We start from the raw sequence: 20616 nt of genomic DNA, 5'->3' as shown, positions 1-20616 counted from the left end.
TTGTTTTTTACTTCATTGACGGATAATATGCATCTAAACATATCACCCTCACATTTGGTTTTTCTTGTCTTATTCAGTTCTCAAAGGTCTTGCCATCTCTTACGAGACAACTATTATATTCTATCAGGTCAGTGTGACCTTGTCAACAACTTTTTTCATTTATTTTTTGATTAATAAATCTAAAATTTGGCAACTCAATTAGTATAGACTATACCTACCTCGCTTGTCAATAGCATTGCTTGCTTTTTTACAAAAAAAAAAAAATAGCAGGGGTTAAGCCCCTGCTATTTGCTGTCTTTTATTTTGCTTCAATAAGCCCAAGGTCGCCATCTTCACGACGGTAAAGCACATTTGTTTCCCCATCTTCTGAATCAGTATATATGAAGAAATCATGTCCAAGTAGTTCCATTTGAAGACGAGCTTCTTCAATATCCATTGGTTTTAAGGTTACGTTCTTTGTACGAACAACTCTTACAACTGGAGTTTCTTCAACTTCTTCTGCCTCAAATTCACTCGTGAATACTTGACCTGTTGGCATTTTTTCACGGTGTTTTTTAGCAATTTTTGTTTTATTCTTACGAATTTGGCGTTCAATTTTATCAACAACTAAATCGATTGAGCCATACATATCTTGTGAAACATCTTCTGCTCTTAAAGTCATAGAACCAAGTAAAATGGTAACTTCAACTTTAGCAGTCTTTTCACGATAGACTTTTAAATTGACACGAGTATCTATTTCATTATCTTCAACAAAATATTTTTCAATTTTAGCGAGCTTTGATTCAACATAGTCGCGAATTGCATCTGTTACTTCGATATTTTCTCCACGAATACTAAATTTAATCATAAGATACCTCTTTTCCGCGCTTTAAGCGCTTTCTTTACTATTATTATACCGTTTTCATGAAAATTTGCAAGTTTTAGCGTACAATACTAAGACTTTTTATTTCTTGAAAACCATTAGCAATTAAAAGTTCCTTAATCATATAGATTGTATTACCGGTCTGATACCTGTCACAAACAATAAGGAGTTTCCTGCCACAAAGTTTAGCCATTATTTTAGGATTGAGCGAATATTTTTTTCTCAAGGACTTTTCCATATTAATTGTTGATTTTTTCTTTTCAGCTATTTCATTGCATTGAATCAAATCTTCATATGGAATCTTTGATGCTTTTATAACTTCTTTTACAGGATCATAGCCTAACTTGTCAATTTGCTTTTCTGATGAGGGAATAGGTATCACATGGTAGTGACTAAATTCCTTAGCAATATGCTCCCTCAATTTATCTGAAAAGACATTCTTCAAATGGTAGTCCCCTTGTTTTTTATACAGGTTGAAGAAATCTGACATTGCTTGATTATTCTTGTAAAGGGCATAATGGTCAACTAGATGGCCCTTTTCTTCCCACCTTAGACAATCGTTACATATTCCCTGACAGTCATCCCTATAACATCTTGGGCAGTGGTTTGTTTCTATAGAAACGAATTGATTCTGACAGGAAGTGCACGTCCACCTTTTCTTATTTTTTAAAGTGAGGATTTCTATTAATGAGTAACTTTCTTGCAGGGGATTCTCACAAAACAAACAATTCCTAACCATAAGCCTCCTTATTTAGTCCAATAATTTCTTTTCTTGCTTTGTACATTGCTGCGCTAACTCCCTCATGGAAAAAAACAAGTTGACCATCTGGCCTGTCAAGCGATCTCCCAACTCGACCTGCGATTTGGATGAGGCTGGAAGAATTAAAGAGGTGATGGTCAGCGAGCACAAACAAAACATCAACTCCAGGGAAGGTAACACCCCTTTCTAGAATTGTTGTTGAGATCAGGATTCTCAATTTTCCCTCTCGAAAAGCCTCAATTTTTTCTTTCCGTTCTTCTGTTTGACTACTGACATAGGCCATGGCAATCTCATCAAATGATTTTTGTAAAATCTGAAAAAATTCCTGACCTTTTTCGATGACTGGATAGAATATTAAAAGAGGATATGGGGATTGCAATTGTTTCTTGACGGCTTGATAAAGGGCTCTTGGCAATTTCCCCTTCTCTAGAGCTTGCTGAATCTGAAAGACTAGACGAAATTTTGGTACAACCAAAGGATTATTATGAAAACGCCGTGATAGTGTTAACTTGCTTAGTTGTCCACTTGCTACTTCTTTTTCTAGTGCTCTAGTAGAAGTTGCTGTTAGATAGACCAAGCGCCCCTCTTCTTTCAAAGCAGATTGAACGGCATGATTAAGAACAGCATTATCGACAAATGGAAAGGAGTCAACTTCATCGATAATGATTAAGTCAAAAGCCTGATAGAATTTCAATAGTTGATGTGTCGTCAAAACAATTAGCGGTGATCTCTTATATGGTCCTGACCCAGCATGCATAAGCTGAACAGTACAGGAAAAGTCACGCACTAAGCGTTTATGGATTTCAATGCAAACATCAATCCGAGGACTTGCCAAGGCCACCCAACCACCCTGATTGAGGACTTTGGCTAAGAGAGCATAAATCATTTCCGTTTTCCCAGCACCTGTCACTGCATAGACCAAAGTTTTTAAACCATGCTCATAGTTTCTTAACAAAGCTTTTGAAATTTCACCTTGAAAAGGCGTCAACTCCCCTTGCCATCTCAAAAATTCTCCTTTTGGAAATGGCTGAGCAGGAAAATAGTAGAGCTGCGCTTGACTTTCAACGCGCCCAAAAACAATACATTTTCGACAATAGATATTTCCGTTTGGTAAAATATGCTCCAAAACAGCTTTACTCTGACAGCGTCCGCAGAAAAAATCCTTACCACGTTTGTCAAAACTAGCCTTAGATTGAGCAAGTTTTTTCAGATTAGTATCTAGCTGATTTTCCGTGAAAAGGCGACCATAATAATGTGCTAAAGTATCCATACTTATCTATTCGAGATTTTTTGCCAAAAATGCGAATTTACTGTAAACTTTTCTTATGGAATCCTATAAAACAATTGAAAAAAATACTCAACACGATGAAATCATCAAAAAATCTCGCTTTATTTGCCAAACCTTTCGCATTGAGACAGAAGATCAAGGCCGGGAAATCATCGCAAGAATCAAGAAAGAACATTACAAAGCTAACCATTCTTGCTCGGCAATGATTATTGGTGAAAAAGCTCAAATCAAACGTTCTAGTGATGATGGTGAACCCTCTGGCACAGCCGGAGTTCCTATGTTATCCGTATTAGAGAAGCAAGAATTAACCAATATATTAGTGGTGGTTACCCGATATTTTGGTGGCATCAAGCTAGGAACTGGTGGCTTAATCCGTGCTTATTCAAGTGCTGTTTCAAGCTGCTTGGAGCAAGTCCAAATCGTTGAGGTCAAAGAGCAGGTAGGCATTCGCTTAGAGCTCAGCTATTCTCAATACCAGACCTTCCCCAATTTTTTGGAAGCCTTTGGCCTAGTAGAACATGATCCGGAGTTTACGGACAAAGTCTCAACCAGCCTATACTGTGATAGTGATTTCCAAAAAGAACTATTGGAACAATTGACCCAACATTATCAAGGCAAGTTGGCCTACCAAAAAATTGATCCTAAAGTAATTGAAGTACCAGTGTCAAAGCCATGATAGACTAAGCTTATCAGGATAATAAGATTAAACTATTTTACAATTCTAATTGCAGAGCATATACTAGAAGAGAATAATAGTCTTATTATAAGGGAGAATAGCATGTCAAAAATCTATACAAATATTACGGAATTAATTGGAAACACTCCTATTATCAAATTAAATAACTTAACTAGCCCGGATGCTGCTGAAGTTTATGTGAAATTGGAATCCTTTAATCCTGGTTCAAGCGTTAAGGACCGGATTGCTCTTTCGATGATTGAGGCGGCTGAAAAAGATGGCACAATCAAACCTGGTGATACCATTATCGAGCCTACAAGTGGTAATACTGGTATCGGTTTAGCTTGGGTCGGAGCTGCTAAAGGCTACAAAGTCATTATTGTTATGCCTGAAACAATGAGTATCGAACGTCGCCAACTGATTCAAGCATACGGTGCTAAATTAGTCCTTACTCCTGGTTCTGAGGGAATGAAAGGTGCCATTGCCAAAGCCCAAGCTTTGGCAGAGGAAATTGGTGGTTGGGTTCCTTTACAATTTAATAATCCAGCCAATCCAAAAATCCATGAAGAAACAACCGGTCAAGAAATCATCGAAGCTTTCAATGAGATTGGTTTGGATGCTTTTGTAGCTGGTGTAGGTACTGGTGGAACAATTACAGGAGTTTCACATGCCTTGAAAAAAGCAATGCCTGGTATCAAAACTTATGCGGTAGAAGCTGACGAATCAGCTGTCCTTTCTGGCCAAGAACCAGGACCTCATAAAATTCAAGGTATCTCAGCTGGTTTCATTCCAGAAACTTTAGACACTAATTCTTATGATCAGATTATCCGTGTAACTTCGGAGGATGCCTTCAAAACAGGTCGCCTAGTTGGTGGCAATGAAGGTTTTCTAGTAGGTATTTCTGCTGGCGCAGCTATCTTTGCTGCCTTAGAATTGGCAAAAGAATTAGGTAAAGGTAAAAAAGTTCTCGCCCTCTTACCAGATAATGGCGAACGTTACTTATCAACAGAACTTTATCAATTCGATTAATCTTTAAAAAAGGCAAAAGACATAAAAAAGACAAATTCTTGAAGAATTTGTCTTTTTTAGTCGACCCCTAAACATGAAGGAAAATAGTGAAGCCGTGATCTTCATGGCTTCGCTGGGGAACTAGAAAATATCCTAGTTTTTTTGTTTAAAATTTTCCAGACCTTCTTTTACCCAATTGTCTAGGTTATCACCTAATGGTTTGAAACCAATTTTTAAACGACTATTTGAAAAGCGATGACGATGAGATAAATGGTGTTTTTCTTCTTCCAACGTCCTCATCGATAGACTGACTTTTTGATTGAATTCATCATAGTCAACGACTTGGACATCAACTTCTTCTCCAATAGATAAGATGTCATTAATATTGTCAATGAATCCTGTTTTGATTTCTGAAATATGAATTAATCCAGAGGTACCATTATCAAGGGCTACAAAAGCACCATAAGGTTTTACGCCTGTAATGGTCCCATGCAATTTGTCGCCGATTTTCATTAGTCAATAACCTCAATTGTTTCAATAACAACATCTTCTTTTGGCTTATCTTGAGCACCTGTTTCAACTGCTGCAATAGCATCTAATACAATAAATGACTCTTGATCTAGTAATTGACCAAAAACCGTATGGCGTCTGTCTAAATGAGGAGTTCCACCATTTTCAGCATAAGCTTTGGCAATTGGAGCTGGCCAGCCACCGCGTTCTAATTCTTTTTGAGCATAAGGAATACGGGCATTTTGAACGATGAAGAACTGGCTACCATTTGTATTTGGTCCAGCATTGGCCATTGATAGAGCTCCTCGAAGATTGTAAAGTTCATCTGAAAATTCATCTTCAAAACTATCGCCGTAAATCGATTGTCCGCCCATACCAGTACCAGTTGGGTCACCACCTTGAATCATAAAATCAGAAATAATACGATGGAAGATAATACCATCATAGTAGCCTTCTTTAGCTAAACCAATGAAGTTAGCAACTGTTTTAGGAGCTTGTTCAGGAAAAAGTTGAAGACTCATTTGACCATGATTGGTTTTAATAATAGCTTTTGGCCCTTCAACTGTTTCCAATTCTAATTGTGGGAAGTTTAATTCTTTTTCGATCAATCCTAATTCCTCCAAGGCATACAAGATGCCGTCTTCTTCTACTTTCTTAGTCACGAAATCAGCCTTTTCTTGAACCAATGGATGAGAAACACCCATGGCAACGCTGATTCCTGCAAAATCAAATAATTCTAAATCATTCAGTTCATCCCCGAAAACAAGAATATTTTCCGGTTTAAGTCCTAAGTGTTCCAAAACTTTGGAAACTCCTAAGGCTTTAGATGTTCCTTTTAAGACAACATCAGAAGAATTATCATGCCATCTAACCAGACGTAAATGTTCTGCTAAATCTTCTGGTAATTGTAAAACATCTCCTTGATCTTCAAAAGTCCACATTTGGTATACATCATGCTTCTCATTGAAATCAGGGTCTACTTCTAAGTCAGCATAAACATGGTCAATGGTATTGCTAACTAAGTCATTTCTTACTGATAATACCGCTTGGTGGCGTCCAGCCATTCCGTAGTGAATACCGACAGCGTCAGCCCATTCCTTATAACGTTTAACGAATTCATCCGGAATTGGTGCTTGGAAGATAATATTTTTATCATCGTCCTTTGCGTAAGCTCCATTCAACTTAACACAGTAGTCAGCATGCAAATTCTGCACATCTTCAGGAACACCATAGCGTGCCCGTCCAGAAGCAATCCCTGTCAGAATACCTTTAGCTTTCAATTCTTTAAAAACTTTTTGAATTGACTTAGGCATGTAACCCGTATCTTTAACTCGCAAAGTATCATCGATATCAAAGAAAACCATCTTGATTTTCTTAGCTTTATATTTTAATTTTGCGTCCATTATAATCCTCCGTTAACTCCTATCATTATACCACTAATTGTCGTCTTGTGGCACTAAGTGGTGCCGGAAAGCATAGACAACAGCCTGGGTACGATCATCAACTTCTAATTTTGCCAAAATATTAGAAACGTGAGTTTTAACGGTTTTTAAGGAAATAAAAAGTTCATCGGCAATGGTTTGGTTATCATAACCTTTGGCCAGCAAATAGAGAATATCGTATTCACGCGCCGTTAACTCTTCATGCAAATCAGGATGCTGGTCGTGGGCTTTGATTTTTTTGTCGACTTCCGTCTCAATGGCCAATTGGCCCTTAGACACTTTTCGTATAGCATTGAGGATTTCAGCAGCACTATTTGTTTTGAGCATGTAGCCCTTTGCACCAGCTTCGATCACGGGGTAAATTTTTTCATTATCTAAATAAGAAGTTAAGACCAGAATCTTGGCCTCTGGCCATTTCTGTAAAATTTCTAAAGTCGCTTCGACACCGCCTAGTTCAGGCATAACTAAGTCCATAACCACCACATCTGGTTTCAGTTCAAGAGCCATATCAACACCTTGACGGCCCGTTGCAGCTTCTGCGATGACACTGATGTCCTTTTGCATATTTAAAAAACTTTTCAAACCAAGTCGAACCATCTCATGGTCGTCGACTAATATTACTGTGATATTATCCATTTTTCTCCTCCGTCACCAAGGGTAGACGAATATCCATTGATACGCCCTTGCCACGTTCACTAATAAGATTTAAGGAACCAGCAAGATCATCAATCCGATCTTCAATATTTTTCAAACCGTAGCTGAGGTTTCGCACCTCATCCATATCAAAACCAACACCATTATCAACCATTTTTAGTTGGACTTCATTAGGTGTTTGATTGAGATAGAGTTCAATGCGACTAGCATTGGCATGTTTAAGGGTATTACTGATAAACTCTTGAGCAATCCTAAAAAGATTATCCTCAACAGCTTTAGGGAGACTCTTAATATTCTCTTTATAAACAATCTCAATATCACTTTTATCGGTTAATTCTTTGAGAATCATCCGGATACCTTCGGTTAAGGTACGGTTAGCTAATTCTGTCGGTCTTAAGTGTAATAAGAGAACCCGCAAGTCCTTCTGAGCATTTTGCAACATGGCTTCGACTGTTTGAATTTGCGTATTTAATTCTTCTTTTTCCAAATCATCTATACTCATGGAAATTCCCGAAAGAATCATGGAAGAGGCAAAGAGTTCCTGACTAACGGTATCGTGTAAGTCACGGGCAATCCGTTTCCGTTCCCTTTGAACAATCTTTTGACTATCTAAAATATAGGCACTTTCTTTCTTCTGCAAGCTATTGGTCATGTGAAACATCTTTTTAGATAAACGAATCAAATTTATATTGGTTTCTGATGTTTCTTCTAGTTTGATTGGGCGATTATCAATGATGCGACGGAGATTTTGGTTGATTGTGCGTTTACTGATATCATCAAGAGTAATCCAAAGCAAGAGTAACAGCAAGGTCACTGAAACAATTAACAAGAGGATTGAGAAAAATAGCTTTTCTGCCCGCCAAACATTGAGTCTGAGATAATCCAGATTTAAACCCAAATTATCCATAACGACAAAAACTATTGTCAAAATCGTAATGGTTGAATAGAGCCAAACTAATAAATAATAATGTCTTTTCATCGTCTGATCACCTCAACATTTCCAGCAATCGTATTGACGATTATTTTAACCTTTTTGATAGCATCTTGAGACTGGTCACAACCTAATTTGATGGACTCATTCCTCAGGTCATATTCTTCGGTTTTTAAAAATGAGATAGTCGCATAGATTGAAGCAACTTCAAGAGTGACCGCAACATCAATTGGAATCACAATTTTGGTATTACCAAAAACTTTGCGAATCATAATCATATTATCCTGCCCTGATACGATGACATGGGTTAAGTCAATGGTGTCATTTCCACTAACCCGAACAATATTGATATCATCAAAAGCATAGTAATCACTTTCATAAGTAGCCGCTCCCACCCATTGGTGTTTGGTCTGCTTAACAGCAATTCCTTCTTCCTTAAAGCGAATCAAAGCATATCGATTTTTCTTTTTGACTTGGGAAAAATGGTTGATAAAGACATAAATGATGCCGAAGAGGACCGCTAGAATAATATAGGGGTTGAGCATGAAAATGAGGAAAAGTAATAATAAACTTATCGTAAGGATAAAATTATTCCGACTATCTTGATTGTAAAAGCGCAGGGCCATCAAAATAATAACGACAATAAAAATAAAACTAGCCACATCATTGGCCAGAATGGTCATAATGCCCATGGCTAAAAGGATACATTCTACTAATAAAAAGAATTGAAATTTTTTCATTGTTCTCCTTCCACTACTAGTCATTTTATCAAAAAACATGGAGAATTTCATTAATAGCCTTTAAAGATGACAAAAGACTTGATAAATAACCTTATCAAGTCTTTTTTTGTTATTGTGCTTGCGTAGCAGCTGGGTCTGTATTTGAAGCAGTTCCAGAAGTTGCTGGCGTTGTCTCACTAGTACTTGTATCGCTTGTACCAGTACTAGAATCTGTCGTATCTGTTTTTTCTTCTGAAGACGATTCACTTGTTTGCGCAGAAGAACTTTCAGCCGTACTACTTGTCCCTGTATCACCACTGATATAAAGATTAACATCAGAATTATCAGTTAGGGAAAGTTGTCCATTCAGTAATGGGTCTTGGTAGGTTATGACAGTATTCGCAGATGGTTTTTCAATTAAGGCGGTTGTTCCATCAGCATTCAGTTGATAAACCTTAATACGGTCTCCGTCAACGCCACTTTCTTCCAAGAGCAGTTTAGCATCTTGATAGGACATACCTATTAACTGTGGCATTGCAATTGGATCAGTTGTCGCTACTGTTAAGGTAAATTTCTTCTTACCATTAGGGTTGAAGTGACCACCTTTAGCTACTGATTGACTGACAACAAGGTCTTGTTTGTCATAATCCGTTGTAATTTTACGCTTAACTTTAATTTGACTGCGGTTCAAACCATAATCATTCATTAGTTCATTTATAACACTTTGGTAATCCTTACCTTTATAGTTTTTAACTTTAAAGCCGGCACTGCCTTTTGAAACAAAGATATTGACTTTAGAACCTTCACGTTTGGCAGTTCCCGCCACTGGATCAGTTTCAACAACAGAACCCTCAGCAACTTCGTCACTTTGAATATCCGTCACTTGGCCCACTTTAAAGCCAAGCGTCTTCAATTCCGCTTTTGCAGTTTGCAAATCGCTTCCGCTTAAATTAGGAACCTTGACATTTGCAGGTCTCGTCAGGATAAGGAAAGTGAAAATAGCTACGCCTACAACAAAGAAGGCAAATAATATTTTGAATAATGTCCCTAAGAATCGACCACGTTTCTTTTCCTTTTTAGGAGCTTTACTAGCTTCAACAGCTGTTGGCCCACTTGCTTTATTAGTAGCAGGACTAGGATTTGGTTTTGGAGTCGTATTGGGAACAGGCGTTACTTTTGGTAATGGTTTGGTGTTTTCTCCATCATCAAAGACAAGTTTTTTCTCACGACTACGGTTATAAGAAAGTGCTGTCATCAAGTCCCTACTCATGTCAAAAGTCGTCGCATAACGATCACTTAATTTTTTAGCAGTCGCTTTAATAACAACATTTTCAAGAGCTTGTGGCACTTGTGGATTTTCATCTAAGATAGAAGGTAGAGGTTTTTGGAAATGCTGCAAAGCAATGGTTACGGCACTATCACCATCATATGGAATATGACCCGTTAACATTTCATAGAGCATAATCCCCATAGCATAAATATCACTTTGAATAGTCGCTTTTGAACCACGCGCCTGCTCAGGTGACAAATAATGAACACTACCTAACATCGAGTTGGTTTGTGTTAGGGAAGTTTCAGCAAAAGCCACGGCAATACCGAAGTCAGTTACCTTAACCACACCTGCCTTAGTTAAGAGGATATTTTGGGGTTTCAAGTCACGATGGACAATGCCTTTTTGGTGGGCTAAAGTCATCGCTGACAAGACTTCTTCCATAATCCGAACAACTTGATTATTGGTAAGTGGAGCATTGTCTTGAATGAATTTCTTAAGGTCTGCTCCGTCAACATATTCCATAACTAAGAATTGCTGTCCGTCTTCTTCGCCTATATCTCTAATGGCTACGATGTTTGGATGATTTAATTCTGCCATGGCTCTTGCTTCCCGTTGGAAACGGGCAACTGCTACCTGGTCAGTTTGATAATTGGTCCGCAATACTTTAATTGCAACATCTTCATTATCTAAAATTAAATCATTGGCTAAATAAACATCTGCCATGCCTCCACGGCCAATAGATTTCAATATGCGATAGCGACCAGCAAATAATTTGCCAATCTGTATCATTTCCCATCCTCACTTTCGTTATGAACCAAAGCGATTGTAATATTATCTAATCCCCCACGGAGGTTAGCTAATGAGACCAATTCTTGATTTTTTTCATCAAGACTGATATCTCTGGAAAGTATTTCTACAATTTCAGCATTTGTCACCATGTTGGTTAAACCATCAGAATTAATGACGAGATAGTCATCTTTTTCTAAGACTTTCAAACCTAAATCAGTTTCCACTGGAGAAGCTTGACCAATGGATTGGGTGATAATATTCTTTTGTGGATGACCTGTTGCTTCTTCTTCTGTAATCTGACCAGCTTTAACCAGCTCATTTACTAAAGAATGGTCACTGGTTAGCAAATGATATTCGCCATTTTTAACTAAACCAATACGGGAATCACCGACATGGGCAAAGATAGCATTGTTTTCTACTAAAACTACGGCCTCAACCGTCGTTCCCATACCTTTATAATCTTCCCCTTGACCCATCTGGTAAACACGTTTATTTTCGGATTCAATGGTTTCAAGCAACCATTCCTTGATCTGACTTAATTCCGTCAACTCAGTTTGAACCCACTCTTTGCCAAGATCTGTCACAGTCATTTCGCTAGCAATATTTCCGGCTCTGTGACCGCCCATACCATCAGCTAAAACGACCAGGGTAATCCCCTTTTTGTTATCAAATTTATTGATAAAATCTTGATTATTTGAGCGTTTTTGCCCAATATCTGTTATTAATGAAATCTTCATATGTCTTTTCTGACTAAGTCAGTCTCCTCCTAAATACTACAAGACTCTTCGGAATTGGCTGATAAAGAAACCGTCCGTCTGGTATTGTTCTGGTGTAATCAATAGACAACCATTTTTAACAATATCCGCTTGTGTATGTTTTAGTTCTACTTGTTCAAAATTAGAATGACTTTCAAGAAATTTTTCTACTACTTGAAAATTTTCTTCATCAAAAATAGTGCAAGTGCTATAGGTTATTATACCACCTTTGCGTATCGTTTGACAAACGCTAGCCAATATCTCCAACTGGACAGCCTGTAAGGATTCTAAATCTTGAATATCTTTTGTATATTTAATATCTGGTTTTCGTCTGATTAAACCAATACCTGAACAAGGGGCATCAACCAGGATTTTATCAAAAGTATCTTCTGCAAAATGGTTATGAACTTCTCTAGCATCTAAAGCTTTTGTTTCAATTTTATCAGAGACGCCTAAACGTTCTGCATTTTCCTCTACCAAAGCTAACTTATGCTCATGAATATCGAGAGCAACAACCTTACCACTCGTTAAATAAGAAGCCATGTGACAGGTTTTGCCTCCAGGTGCACTACAAGCATCCAGAATCAATTCATCACCTTGAATAGCCAAGGTCGGAGCGACTAACTGACTAGTCTCGTCTTGAATGGTGATTTGGCCATTCTGGAAGTACTGATTATTGGCAAAATAACCACTGTCTTTTGTTAGGGCTGTTGGCGCCACTGGCGATGGCAGAGCATCTAAGGCTTCTTTTATGGTATCAAATTCTTGTGGGTTGACCACTCGTACACTGGCTTTGCTATGGAGCGAAAGGCTCTCCATAATAGCAAGCGCCCGTTCGTTACCAAATTGTTCAATCAGTTTAGTGACCAACCAAGTTGGTATAGAGTAGGTAACTGAGAGGCGTTTACTTTTACGCTTGATGCTGTCAAAAGAAGGCAGTTCGCCATCTATCAATTGGCGAAGAATGGCGTTGACAAATTTCTCAGCTCCTCGCTTATTGCCACGGTTTTTGGCAATGGCAACAGCATCATTAACGATAGCATGACTAGGCACCTTGTCCAAATAGTGAATCTGGTATAGGCTAATCATCAATAAGTAATAAACCCATTTATCTAATTTATCGCGATCTTTAATAACATGTGACAGATACCATTCCAAGCTAATCTTTTTTGCAATAGTCCCATAGACTATTTCTGTAATCAAGCCCTTGTCCTTATCTTGAACAGAGCTGTTTGACAATTGATTATTAAGGGCAATGTTTGAATAGGCACCATTATCAAAAATATCTTCAATAGCTAGGAGTGCCTTACCTCTAGCTGATTTTTTCCAATTATTGGCCAAAGTAATCTCCTACTTGTAAGTCGCGTCCGACACCATTTAGAAAATCAGTGATGGACATTTTAGGTTTGCCGGCAGGTTGCACTGTTTGCAAGGAAATAGCACCTTGTCCAGTAGCAATGACCAATCTCTTCTTGGATTTTTCAATGATTTGACCTGCTTGTCCCTGACCATCAACAACTTGGACTTCATAAACTTTAAAGCGTTGGCCATGTAATAGGGTATGAGCAACAGGCCAAGGGTTCATACCACGAACTTGATTAAAGACTTGAAGAGCACTTTGACTTAAGTCTATTTTTTCTTGTTCTGAACTGATATTTGGTGAGAAGGTTGCCTGACGATGGTCTTGTGGAACTGGTTTTAAATCACCTGAGAGATAGGCTGGTAATACTCTTAATAAGAGGTCACGCCCGATGACAGCCAATTTTTCAAACATGGTTCCCACATTATCACTTTCCAATATCGGAGTGCTATCTTTGGCAACCATATCGCCAGCATCCATTTCTTTAACCATTTCCATAATGGTGACACCAGCTTCTTTTTCACCATTGATAATGGCGTAATGAATGGGTGCTCCACCTCGGTATTTTGGTAGTAAAGAAGCATGGACATTTAAAGCAAAATCAACAGCGTTTAAGAGTTTGCTTGGTAGGAATTGACCAAATGCTGCCGTGATAATACCATCTGCTCCTAAGGCCATAATCTCTTCTAACTCTTCTGAGCCTGATAATTTTTCAGGTTGGTAAATGGTCAAGCCGTGTTTAAGGGCCACTTCTTTGACGGGTGTCATTTTAATTTCTTTTTTGCGGCCAACGGCACGATCTGGTTGTGTTACGACTGCTAAGACCTCATAGTTGCCTTCAGCCAGAATGCCCTCTAAAACAGTTGCTGAAAATTGGGGAGTTCCCATAAATAGTATTTTTGTCATTTGAAACCTCGATATGTCTTTCTCACCATTATATCATATTTAAGGGCTTGCCCCTAAAATCCAGATTACATGAAGTTTTGCGGTTCATGGTCAATGACCATTTTTAATTCTCGCTGTTCCTTGTCTTGTGTCCAGTCTAAAATGGCATTCAAAGTGTCTTGCAAGTGCTCCTCAAAGCGATATTTAAGGATAATTTGATAATGAAAAAGGTTATGCGTCCTTGCAATCGGTTTTGGTGTTGGTCCTAAAATCTTAATTTGAGCTGATAGTCCCTCTTTGAGCATAGCCATGACTTCATAAGCTTTTCGAATTAAGATTTGTTCGTCTTTGTGAGACATGGTCAAACCAACTGTAAAATAATAAGGGGGATAAGCCATCCGTTGGCGCATCTTCATTTCATGGTTATAGAAAGCTTCATAGTCCTGCGCTTTGGCTAACTGGATAGCATAATGGTTAGGATTATAAGTTTGAATCAATACTTGTCCGGCTTTTTCTGCTCGACCTGCCCGACCTGCGACCTGTGTTAATAATTGAAAGGTCTTTTCTGAGGAGCGAAAATCTGGCAGGTTGAGGGAGGTATCGGCGTTAAGCACACCGACCAAAGTGACATTAGGAAAATCCAAACCTTTGGCAATCATCTGAGTTCCCAGTAAAATGTCAGCTTCCTGGCGCCCAAAGGTAGCTAAGAGTTTTTCATGACTGCCTTTTTTTCGAGTGGTATCGACATCCATTCTCAAAATGCGTGCTTCTGGGATTGCTTGCATTAATTCGTCATAAGCCTTCTGTGTCCCTGTTCCGTAATAGCGGATACTTGAACTCTGGCAATTTGGACAGCTCCGTGGAATAGCTTTTTGGTGTCCACAATAGTGACAATTCATGGTCTTTGTATCCATATGCAGGGTCAAAGAAATATCACAGTTAGGACAGTTATCAACATAACCACAATCGCGACACATGATAAAACTAGAATAGCCACGACGATTGAGCATGAGAACAACTTGTTCCTTTTTAGCCAATCTTTCCTGAATATGTTCAATCAAATAAGGGGTATAGTTGCTGAGCTCCTGTTGACCGATATAATCTCTAAAATCCAGAATTTGGACCTCAGGAATTTGTGCCTGTGGATTAGCTCTCTGACTAAGTTGGAGAAAATGATAAACATCTTTACTTGCTCTTGCACGACTTTCAATACTAGGGGTTGCCGAACCTAAAACCAAAACTGCTTTATGGTGTTTAGCTCGCAAAAGGGCCACATCTCGAGCATGATATCTTGGATTTGACTCTTGTTTATAAGTTGATTCATGCTCCTCATCAATGATGATAGCACCAATATTTTCCAAGGGGGCAAAAATAGCTGAACGGGCACCGACGACGACCTTAGCTTGACCATTTTTTATCTTTTGCCACTCATCAAATTTTTCCCCATCTGAAAGGCCTGAATGCATGATGGCGACAAGTTTCCCAAAACGCGAAATAAAGCGATTAGTCATCTGCGGTGTTAAGGAAATTTCTGGCACTAACACAATAGCTGTTTTCCCTTGTTTTAAGACTCTATCAATCAAGTGTAAATAAACTTCAGTCTTCCCTGAACCAGTGATTCCTTCCAAAAGAAAAGGCTTATTGTCTTGTCCGATAGCTGCACTTATGGTTTCCACGGACTTTTCTTGTTCAGGATTTAAGCTTAAAAAATGACTAGATTCAACAGCTTCAAAATAGGCATCGCTGCGGTTGACTTGAACCTCATAGGTTTTTAAGAATTGATGGTCAACAAAGTAAGCCACAACATCCCGAGAAAAGCGTTTTTGTAAATCTGCTAGTTTGCCATCTTCCGGATGCTCTTTTAAGTATGTTTTAAGTGCCTGACGTTTTTTAGCGCGGTTAGAAATATCATGTTTCTGCAAAGCTTCTAAATCGAGCTTATAATATTTTTCCGTTTTAATTTTTTTGCGATCATTGGCTAAATAGGAAATGGTAATTTTCCCTGATTTTATCAGCTTTAGACTTGCTTTTTCCTGCTGCTCAGTCAGCAGCGAAGCCAAGACACTTTCCTTTTCTCCGAAAATAAAGTTACGATCTGTTGCTGACAGGCTCTCTGTAGGAAACAATTCTTTATCATAATGAGAATTTAAAAGATTAGGAATCATGGCCTTGAGGAGACTGATTTTAAATGAAAAAACGGTTTGCCGCATAGCATCAGCTAACTGCAACTGTTCAGCATTTAGAACCGGTTGAACATCTAATAGACTGACAATTTCTTTTAAGTCAGCTTCTTCAATATCTTCCTCTTTGGAAAAACCGACAACAAATCCCTGAAGTAAGCGGCTGCCACGACCAAAGGGAACATGGACCCGTGAGCCAAGTTCTATCAACCCTTGTAAATCATTGGGAATTCGATAAGTAAATGGTTTGTCCGTTTGCATAAGCGGCACGTCAACGATAATCTGCGCTAATTGTGACATTCACTTGGCCTTTCTACATTTTTTTGCCATTCCGTATGAAAAAATGGAAAAAATCTAAGATTTTCAACCTTAGATTTTTTCTCCTTCTTCTTCTTTTTCTTTCGCAATTTGTTCTTTAATCTTGCGTTCTTCTTCTTCTTTAGCTAAGCGATCAGCTTCAATTTTAGCTCTAACTGCTGCTCTTTTTGCTGATGGATCTGGATGGATAACAACATTGCCAGATTCAATTTCTTCAAGTGCTTGTAAGGTTGATTTCACAGATTTAAAAGATTGTGTTGCTTTAGCTCCCGCTTCTAATTCATGTGCTCTTTTAGCTTGTAATATAACAAGTGAGTATTTTGAAGGAACTTTATCTAATAAGGTATCAATGGAAGGTTTTAACATCATGGCTTTATTCTCTTTTCTTTTCTAGCGTACAACTTTAGTTTCTTTGATCATTTTATCGTAGCGACCAATGACCCGTTCAACTCGAAAATGCTCAGTTTCAATAATGCGTTTAACACGCTCAGCTGCTAATGGAACAAAATCATTAACAACTGCATAATCATATTCACGCATTAAAGAAATTTCTTCTTTTGCTTTTTCAATCCGTTGGGCAATGACTTCTTGACTATCTGTTCCACGTCCAACTAAACGTTCTTGCAATTCAGCTAAATCCGGAGGTGTTAGGAAAATAAAGACGCCATCTGGTACTTTATTCTTAACTTGAAGAGCTCCTTGGACTTCAATTTCAAGGAAGACATCAATTCCTTTATCCAAGGTTTCATTAACATAGGTCAATGGAGTTCCATAATAGTTACCCACATATTCAGCATATTCTAGCATCTGGCCTTTTTTAATCAATTCTTCAAATTCTTCACGTGTGCGGAAGAAATAATCAACGCCATCAACTTCACCAGGTCTTTGCGGACGAGTTGTCATTGAAACCGAATATTCAAATTTATGATCGGGTGTCGAGAAAATCTCCTGTCTAACCGTCCCCTTACCTACACCAGATGGTCCTGAAAAGACGATTAACAAACCACGTTCAGACATTCTATTCTCCTTAATTATTGCTTTTTAATAGTTTAACAAAATAGGACCCTTTTTTCAAGATAATTCTCAGTTATCGGCCTATAAAAACAAAAAGAGGACGAATCCTCTTTTCTTATTTAGCGTAATCAATTGCTCGCATTTCGCGAATAACGGTTACTTTAATATTTCCTGGATAATCCAAGTTATTTTCAATCTTTTCTCTTACTTTATGAGATAAAATAACCACTTGATCATCTGAAATTTTTTCTGGTTGAACCATAATTCTAATTTCACGTCCTGCTTGTAAAGCAAAACTATTTTGAACACCATCAAAGCTTGTCGCAATTTCTTCTAAATCGCGCAGACGTTTAATGTAGTTTTCCATAGATTCATTTCGAGCACCAGGACGAGCTGAACTCAAGGCATCCGCAGCAGCAACAATGACTGCAATAACTGATTCTGGTTCGACATCCCCATGGTGACTTGCAATGGTATTAACAACAACAGGATGCTCTTTATATTTGCGAGCAAATTCCATACCGATTTCCACGTGACTACCTTCAACCTCACGGTCGATAGCTTTGCCCATATCGTGGAGGAAACCAGCACGACGAGCCAAGGCAACATTTTCCCCTAACTCACCAGCTAAAATACCAGCCAATTTACCTACTTCAACAGAGTGACGAAGGACATTTTGGCCATAAGAAGTTCTAAACTGTAAGCGACCCATGATTTTAATAAGGTCAGGATGCAGGTTAGGAGCTCCAATTCATAAGCAGCTGCTTCACCGTATTCACGGATGCGATTATCCATTTCAAGACGATTCTTTTCAACTAATTCCTCAATTCTTGCTGGATGAATACGACCATCGGAAATCAAAGATTCTAATGTCATTCGGGCAATCTCACGACGAATTGGATCAAATCCTGAAAGAACAACAACTTCTGGCGTATCATCGATAATGACATCAATACCAGTCAAGCTTTCAAGGGTTCTAATATTACGACCTTCACGACCAATAATCCGACCCTTCATATTGTCATCTGGTAAATGAACACTTGTAATCGTTTGTTCAGTGACATACTCACCAGCCATACGTTGCATTGCTTGAGCCAGTAAATCTTTAGCTGTCTTATCAGTTCTATCTTTGATATCACGTTCTGCTTCACGAATGCGTGTAGCAATTTCTTGAGACAGATTATTTTCTGTTTCCATCAAGATAACTTCACGCGCTTCAGCGATGGTCATCGCTCCCACACGTTGTAATTCAGCTTTTTTCTCTTCTTCTAACTTTTCAACTTCTGCTTGGCGCTCATCAATATGTTTTGATTTATCGGTCAGACTTTGTTCTTTACTATCAAGAACCTTTTCTTTACTTGATAAATTATCATCTTTTCGGTCAAGAGAAAAGGCACGCTCAGTAAGTCGTGTTTCTAACTGTTTTAACTCTTGTCTTTCAGATTTAAATTCTTGCTCAATTTCTTCACGATATTTTCTTGCCTCTTCTTTAGCTTCCAAAAGCAATTCTTTACGATTCGCTTTACTTTCACGTTCAGCTGATTTTCTAATATGGTCGGCTTCTGCTTCAGCCTTCCCTCTAATATTTACAGCATCTTGTTCAGCATTCAAAAGAGTCAAGTCCGCATTTTCTTTCGCCGTTTTTAATTTCATTGAAATTAATGCGTAACCTATTATCAAACCAATGAGGGCACAAACAATTAATACGATAATATTAACCATTTTTATACCTCAATTTTTATTAGTTTTCATTTATAGAAAGCCATATTTAATTTTATCATAAAAAGCGCTTTTATACAATTTAAATAAGACTGAAAACTTTATTAAGATGATAAAAAATATGGTATGATATTATAAAAATACTTTAGGAGAATACTATGAAAAAAGACGTCGTAGTTGAAAGTTTTGAACTGGACCACACCATCGTAAAAGCACCTTATGTACGCTTAATTTCTGAAGAAAAAGGACCAATAGGTGATATTATTACCAATTTTGATATACGTCTTGTTCAACCTAACACGAACTCAATTGAGACCGCCGGTCTACATACCATCGAACATTTACTAGCAAAACTGATTCGTCAACGGATTGATGGCATGATTGACTGTTCACCATTTGGTTGCAGGACCGGATTCCACTTAATCATGTGGGGACAACCAACAGCAAACGAAATTGCTAAAGTTATTAAATCTAGTTTGGAAGAAATTGCTGAAGGGATTAGTTGGGATGATGTTCCTGGAACAACCATTGAATCTTGTGGCAATTATAAGGACCATAGTTTATTTGCTGCCAAAGAATGGGCAAAATTAATCCTATCTCAAGGTATTTCTGATCAAGCTTTCGAACGAAATCTTGTTTAACAAACGAATAAAGAAGTTGGTGACACCAACTTCTTTTTTGCATCACAAATTTATGATTTATCGTCAGTTACTAGTCGGTAATTTTTGGCAAACTGTTTTTTCGAAACTATTTTGTAATTAGTTGCATCAATGTAGTCACCTAAATAGGCATTTTGATACATGTGATAACCGGCAAAACCGCCGCCAGCTGCTGAACCAACTAAGCCAATTTTGATATTTCTTTCAAGACTGGGATTAAAAGCAACCATTAATACCCGAACATGGTTATCAATCCATTGAAAATAATTTTTTTCAAAAGCAGACTTGACCCAGCCAGGTTCACTACCTTCTTTAGACACTTGCCAAACCTCAACCATTTGATTCTTACAGATTGCTTTCATACGATGCTCCCATCCATTGCAAATTTCTTAACATGCATTTGGTGTTCCACCTGTCCCATAAGGAGAGCATGATCTCGGCTTAGGTAACTTAACACCATTTAGTTGCTCTAAAGAAGGAGAATTTGTAAACCCACCAAAAAGACCTTGTAGAGCTGCTCCAATATTTCCACCTCCTATAATTACAGACAAATCTTTCTCATTCATTTTTTTAAACTTTGAGAATTGCATAATAGCTACTCCTTTCAAAAAAATATTTTGTGATTGCACATAAATATTAACAAATAATTGGATACTTTTTTTATTCTTCCCTAAAATGATAAAATAGTTCCTAAACGGTATCTCCTAACCAAGTTAAATGACATTTTTTGTTCAATTAGAAAAATTCACATCAGTATTACAAAAAAGGTATACAGTTTAAACTGTATACCTTCTCTTTTGTTATAAGTTTAAAA

Annotated in this window: 20 protein-coding genes and 1 pseudogene; 3 read left to right on the top strand and 18 right to left on the bottom strand. The window is 37.9% G+C overall.

Annotation, left to right across the window (positions count from 1 at the left end):
* Positions 1–298: 298 nt before the first annotated feature.
* The 3 genes from hpf to AT575_RS01550 form a co-directional block, all read right to left on the bottom strand.
* Positions 299–847, bottom strand: coding sequence for a ribosome hibernation-promoting factor, HPF/YfiA family (hpf, locus tag AT575_RS01560; protein ID WP_102776854.1), 549 nt, complete (start codon positions 845–847; stop codon positions 299–301).
* Between the two features lie 73 nt (positions 848–920).
* A complete protein-coding gene (locus AT575_RS10545) occupies positions 921–1307 on the bottom strand; it encodes a hypothetical protein (protein WP_129587058.1) in 387 nt (128 codons plus the stop codon).
* Positions 1308–1593: 286 nt separating this feature from the next.
* Positions 1594–2892: an ATP-dependent helicase ComFA gene (locus tag AT575_RS01550; protein WP_102776852.1), complete on the bottom strand. Its 1299-nt coding sequence runs from the start codon at positions 2890–2892 to the stop codon at positions 1594–1596.
* Positions 2893–2947: 55 nt separating this feature from the next.
* Here AT575_RS01550 and AT575_RS01545 point away from each other — a divergent pair, with 55 nt between their 5' ends.
* Entirely contained in the window at positions 2948–3586 is a 639-nt protein-coding gene (locus AT575_RS01545) for a YigZ family protein (RefSeq protein ID WP_102776851.1), read from the top strand.
* A gap of 102 nt (positions 3587–3688) precedes the next feature.
* Positions 3689–4615, top strand: a complete 927-nt coding sequence (gene cysK / locus AT575_RS01540) for a cysteine synthase A (protein WP_102776850.1) — start codon at positions 3689–3691, stop codon at positions 4613–4615.
* 132 nt (positions 4616–4747) lie between these two features.
* Here the strand turns inward: cysK and AT575_RS01535 are convergent, their stop codons facing one another.
* The 13 genes and pseudogenes from AT575_RS01535 to AT575_RS01475 all read right to left on the bottom strand — a co-directional run bounded on the left by AT575_RS01535 (position 4748) and on the right by AT575_RS01475 (position 19146).
* Positions 4748–5107 (bottom strand): S1 RNA-binding domain-containing protein, encoded by a 360-nt coding sequence (locus AT575_RS01535; RefSeq protein ID WP_102776849.1) that lies wholly within the window; start codon positions 5105–5107, stop codon positions 4748–4750.
* Entirely contained in the window at positions 5107–6507 is a 1401-nt protein-coding gene (locus AT575_RS01530; protein WP_102776848.1) for a bifunctional Cof-type HAD-IIB family hydrolase/peptidylprolyl isomerase, read from the bottom strand. The genes AT575_RS01535 and AT575_RS01530 overlap by 1 nt, the downstream gene beginning before the upstream one ends.
* A gap of 33 nt (positions 6508–6540) precedes the next feature.
* Entirely contained in the window at positions 6541–7182 is a 642-nt protein-coding gene (locus AT575_RS01525) for a response regulator transcription factor (protein WP_102776847.1), read from the bottom strand.
* Complete coding sequence (locus AT575_RS01520; protein ID WP_102776846.1) at positions 7175–8179, bottom strand: envelope stress sensor histidine kinase LiaS; 1005 nt, start codon at positions 8177–8179, stop codon at positions 7175–7177. The genes AT575_RS01525 and AT575_RS01520 overlap by 8 nt, the downstream gene beginning before the upstream one ends.
* The gene (liaF, locus tag AT575_RS01515) at positions 8176–8871 is read right to left on the bottom strand and encodes a cell wall-active antibiotics response protein LiaF (protein WP_102776845.1); all 696 of its coding nucleotides are present in this window, start codon (positions 8869–8871) and stop codon (positions 8176–8178) included. Before liaF ends, AT575_RS01520 begins: the two co-directional genes overlap by 4 nt.
* A 109-nt stretch (positions 8872–8980) precedes the next feature.
* Positions 8981–10912: a Stk1 family PASTA domain-containing Ser/Thr kinase gene (gene pknB, locus AT575_RS01510; protein ID WP_102776844.1), complete on the bottom strand. Its 1932-nt coding sequence runs from the start codon at positions 10910–10912 to the stop codon at positions 8981–8983.
* On the bottom strand, positions 10909–11649 hold the full coding sequence (locus AT575_RS01505; RefSeq protein WP_102776843.1) for a Stp1/IreP family PP2C-type Ser/Thr phosphatase: 741 nt from the start codon (positions 11647–11649) through the stop codon (positions 10909–10911). Before AT575_RS01505 ends, pknB begins: the two co-directional genes overlap by 4 nt.
* Before the next feature lie 36 nt (positions 11650–11685).
* Positions 11686–13008 (bottom strand): 16S rRNA (cytosine(967)-C(5))-methyltransferase RsmB, encoded by a 1323-nt coding sequence (gene rsmB, locus AT575_RS01500; RefSeq protein WP_102776842.1) that lies wholly within the window; start codon positions 13006–13008, stop codon positions 11686–11688.
* The gene (gene fmt, locus AT575_RS01495) at positions 12998–13933 is read right to left on the bottom strand and encodes a methionyl-tRNA formyltransferase (protein WP_102776841.1); all 936 of its coding nucleotides are present in this window, start codon (positions 13931–13933) and stop codon (positions 12998–13000) included. Before fmt ends, rsmB begins: the two co-directional genes overlap by 11 nt.
* A 65-nt stretch (positions 13934–13998) precedes the next feature.
* Positions 13999–16392 (bottom strand): primosomal protein N', encoded by a 2394-nt coding sequence (locus AT575_RS01490; protein ID WP_102776840.1) that lies wholly within the window; start codon positions 16390–16392, stop codon positions 13999–14001.
* 69 nt (positions 16393–16461) lie between these two features.
* On the bottom strand, positions 16462–16779 hold the full coding sequence (rpoZ, locus tag AT575_RS01485) for a DNA-directed RNA polymerase subunit omega (protein ID WP_046390986.1): 318 nt from the start codon (positions 16777–16779) through the stop codon (positions 16462–16464).
* A 21-nt stretch (positions 16780–16800) separates the two neighbouring features.
* Positions 16801–17427 carry a guanylate kinase gene (gene gmk, locus AT575_RS01480; RefSeq protein ID WP_071793750.1) on the bottom strand — a complete coding sequence of 209 codons (627 nt, stop codon included), beginning with the start codon at positions 17425–17427 and terminating at the stop codon, positions 16801–16803.
* Between the two features lie 112 nt (positions 17428–17539).
* Positions 17540–19146 (bottom strand): annotated as a pseudogene (locus tag AT575_RS01475) (ribonuclease Y).
* A 155-nt stretch (positions 19147–19301) separates the two neighbouring features.
* Between AT575_RS01475 and AT575_RS01470 the strand changes: the two are divergent.
* A complete protein-coding gene (locus AT575_RS01470; RefSeq protein WP_102776839.1) occupies positions 19302–19784 on the top strand; it encodes an S-ribosylhomocysteine lyase in 483 nt (160 codons plus the stop codon).
* Between the two features lie 50 nt (positions 19785–19834).
* Here the strand turns inward: AT575_RS01470 and AT575_RS01465 are convergent, their stop codons facing one another.
* Entirely contained in the window at positions 19835–20164 is a 330-nt protein-coding gene (locus AT575_RS01465; protein ID WP_102776838.1) for a hypothetical protein, read from the bottom strand.
* A gap of 27 nt (positions 20165–20191) precedes the next feature.
* The gene (locus AT575_RS01460) at positions 20192–20392 is read right to left on the bottom strand and encodes a bacteriocin (RefSeq protein WP_102776837.1); all 201 of its coding nucleotides are present in this window, start codon (positions 20390–20392) and stop codon (positions 20192–20194) included.
* Positions 20393–20616 lie beyond the last annotated feature (224 nt).

It is taken from the genome of Streptococcus penaeicida (assembly GCF_002887775.1).
GTDB classification, from domain to species: domain Bacteria; phylum Bacillota; class Bacilli; order Lactobacillales; family Streptococcaceae; genus Streptococcus; species Streptococcus penaeicida.
The sequence above is the reverse complement of the archived record's forward strand: the minus strand, read 5'-3'. Positions and strand labels throughout refer to the sequence as shown.

Coding starts and splice junctions, on each gene's coding strand:
- AT575_RS01505 (WP_102776843.1), bottom strand. CDS start 11,649: ATGAAGATTTCATTAATAACAGATATTGGGCAAAAACGCTCAAATAAT.
- AT575_RS01460 (WP_102776837.1), bottom strand. CDS start 20,392: ATGCAATTCTCAAAGTTTAAAAAAATGAATGAGAAAGATTTGTCTGTA.
- AT575_RS01530 (WP_102776848.1), bottom strand. CDS start 6,507: ATGGACGCAAAATTAAAATATAAAGCTAAGAAAATCAAGATGGTTTTC.
- AT575_RS01490 (WP_102776840.1), bottom strand. CDS start 16,392: ATGTCACAATTAGCGCAGATTATCGTTGACGTGCCGCTTATGCAAACG.
- hpf (WP_102776854.1), bottom strand. CDS start 847: ATGATTAAATTTAGTATTCGTGGAGAAAATATCGAAGTAACAGATGCA.
- AT575_RS01470 (WP_102776839.1), top strand. CDS start 19,302: ATGAAAAAAGACGTCGTAGTTGAAAGTTTTGAACTGGACCACACCATC.
- AT575_RS01465 (WP_102776838.1), bottom strand. CDS start 20,164: ATGAAAGCAATCTGTAAGAATCAAATGGTTGAGGTTTGGCAAGTGTCT.
- AT575_RS01520 (WP_102776846.1), bottom strand. CDS start 8,179: ATGAAAAGACATTATTATTTATTAGTTTGGCTCTATTCAACCATTACG.
- AT575_RS01550 (WP_102776852.1), bottom strand. CDS start 2,892: ATGGATACTTTAGCACATTATTATGGTCGCCTTTTCACGGAAAATCAG.
- AT575_RS01545 (WP_102776851.1), top strand. CDS start 2,948: ATGGAATCCTATAAAACAATTGAAAAAAATACTCAACACGATGAAATC.
- cysK (WP_102776850.1), top strand. CDS start 3,689: ATGTCAAAAATCTATACAAATATTACGGAATTAATTGGAAACACTCCT.
- AT575_RS01525 (WP_102776847.1), bottom strand. CDS start 7,182: ATGGATAATATCACAGTAATATTAGTCGACGACCATGAGATGGTTCGA.
- AT575_RS01535 (WP_102776849.1), bottom strand. CDS start 5,107: ATGAAAATCGGCGACAAATTGCATGGGACCATTACAGGCGTAAAACCT.
- liaF (WP_102776845.1), bottom strand. CDS start 8,871: ATGAAAAAATTTCAATTCTTTTTATTAGTAGAATGTATCCTTTTAGCC.
- gmk (WP_071793750.1), bottom strand. CDS start 17,427: ATGTCTGAACGTGGTTTGTTAATCGTCTTTTCAGGACCATCTGGTGTA.
- pknB (WP_102776844.1), bottom strand. CDS start 10,912: ATGATACAGATTGGCAAATTATTTGCTGGTCGCTATCGCATATTGAAA.
- fmt (WP_102776841.1), bottom strand. CDS start 13,933: ATGACAAAAATACTATTTATGGGAACTCCCCAATTTTCAGCAACTGTT.
- rpoZ (WP_046390986.1), bottom strand. CDS start 16,779: ATGATGTTAAAACCTTCCATTGATACCTTATTAGATAAAGTTCCTTCA.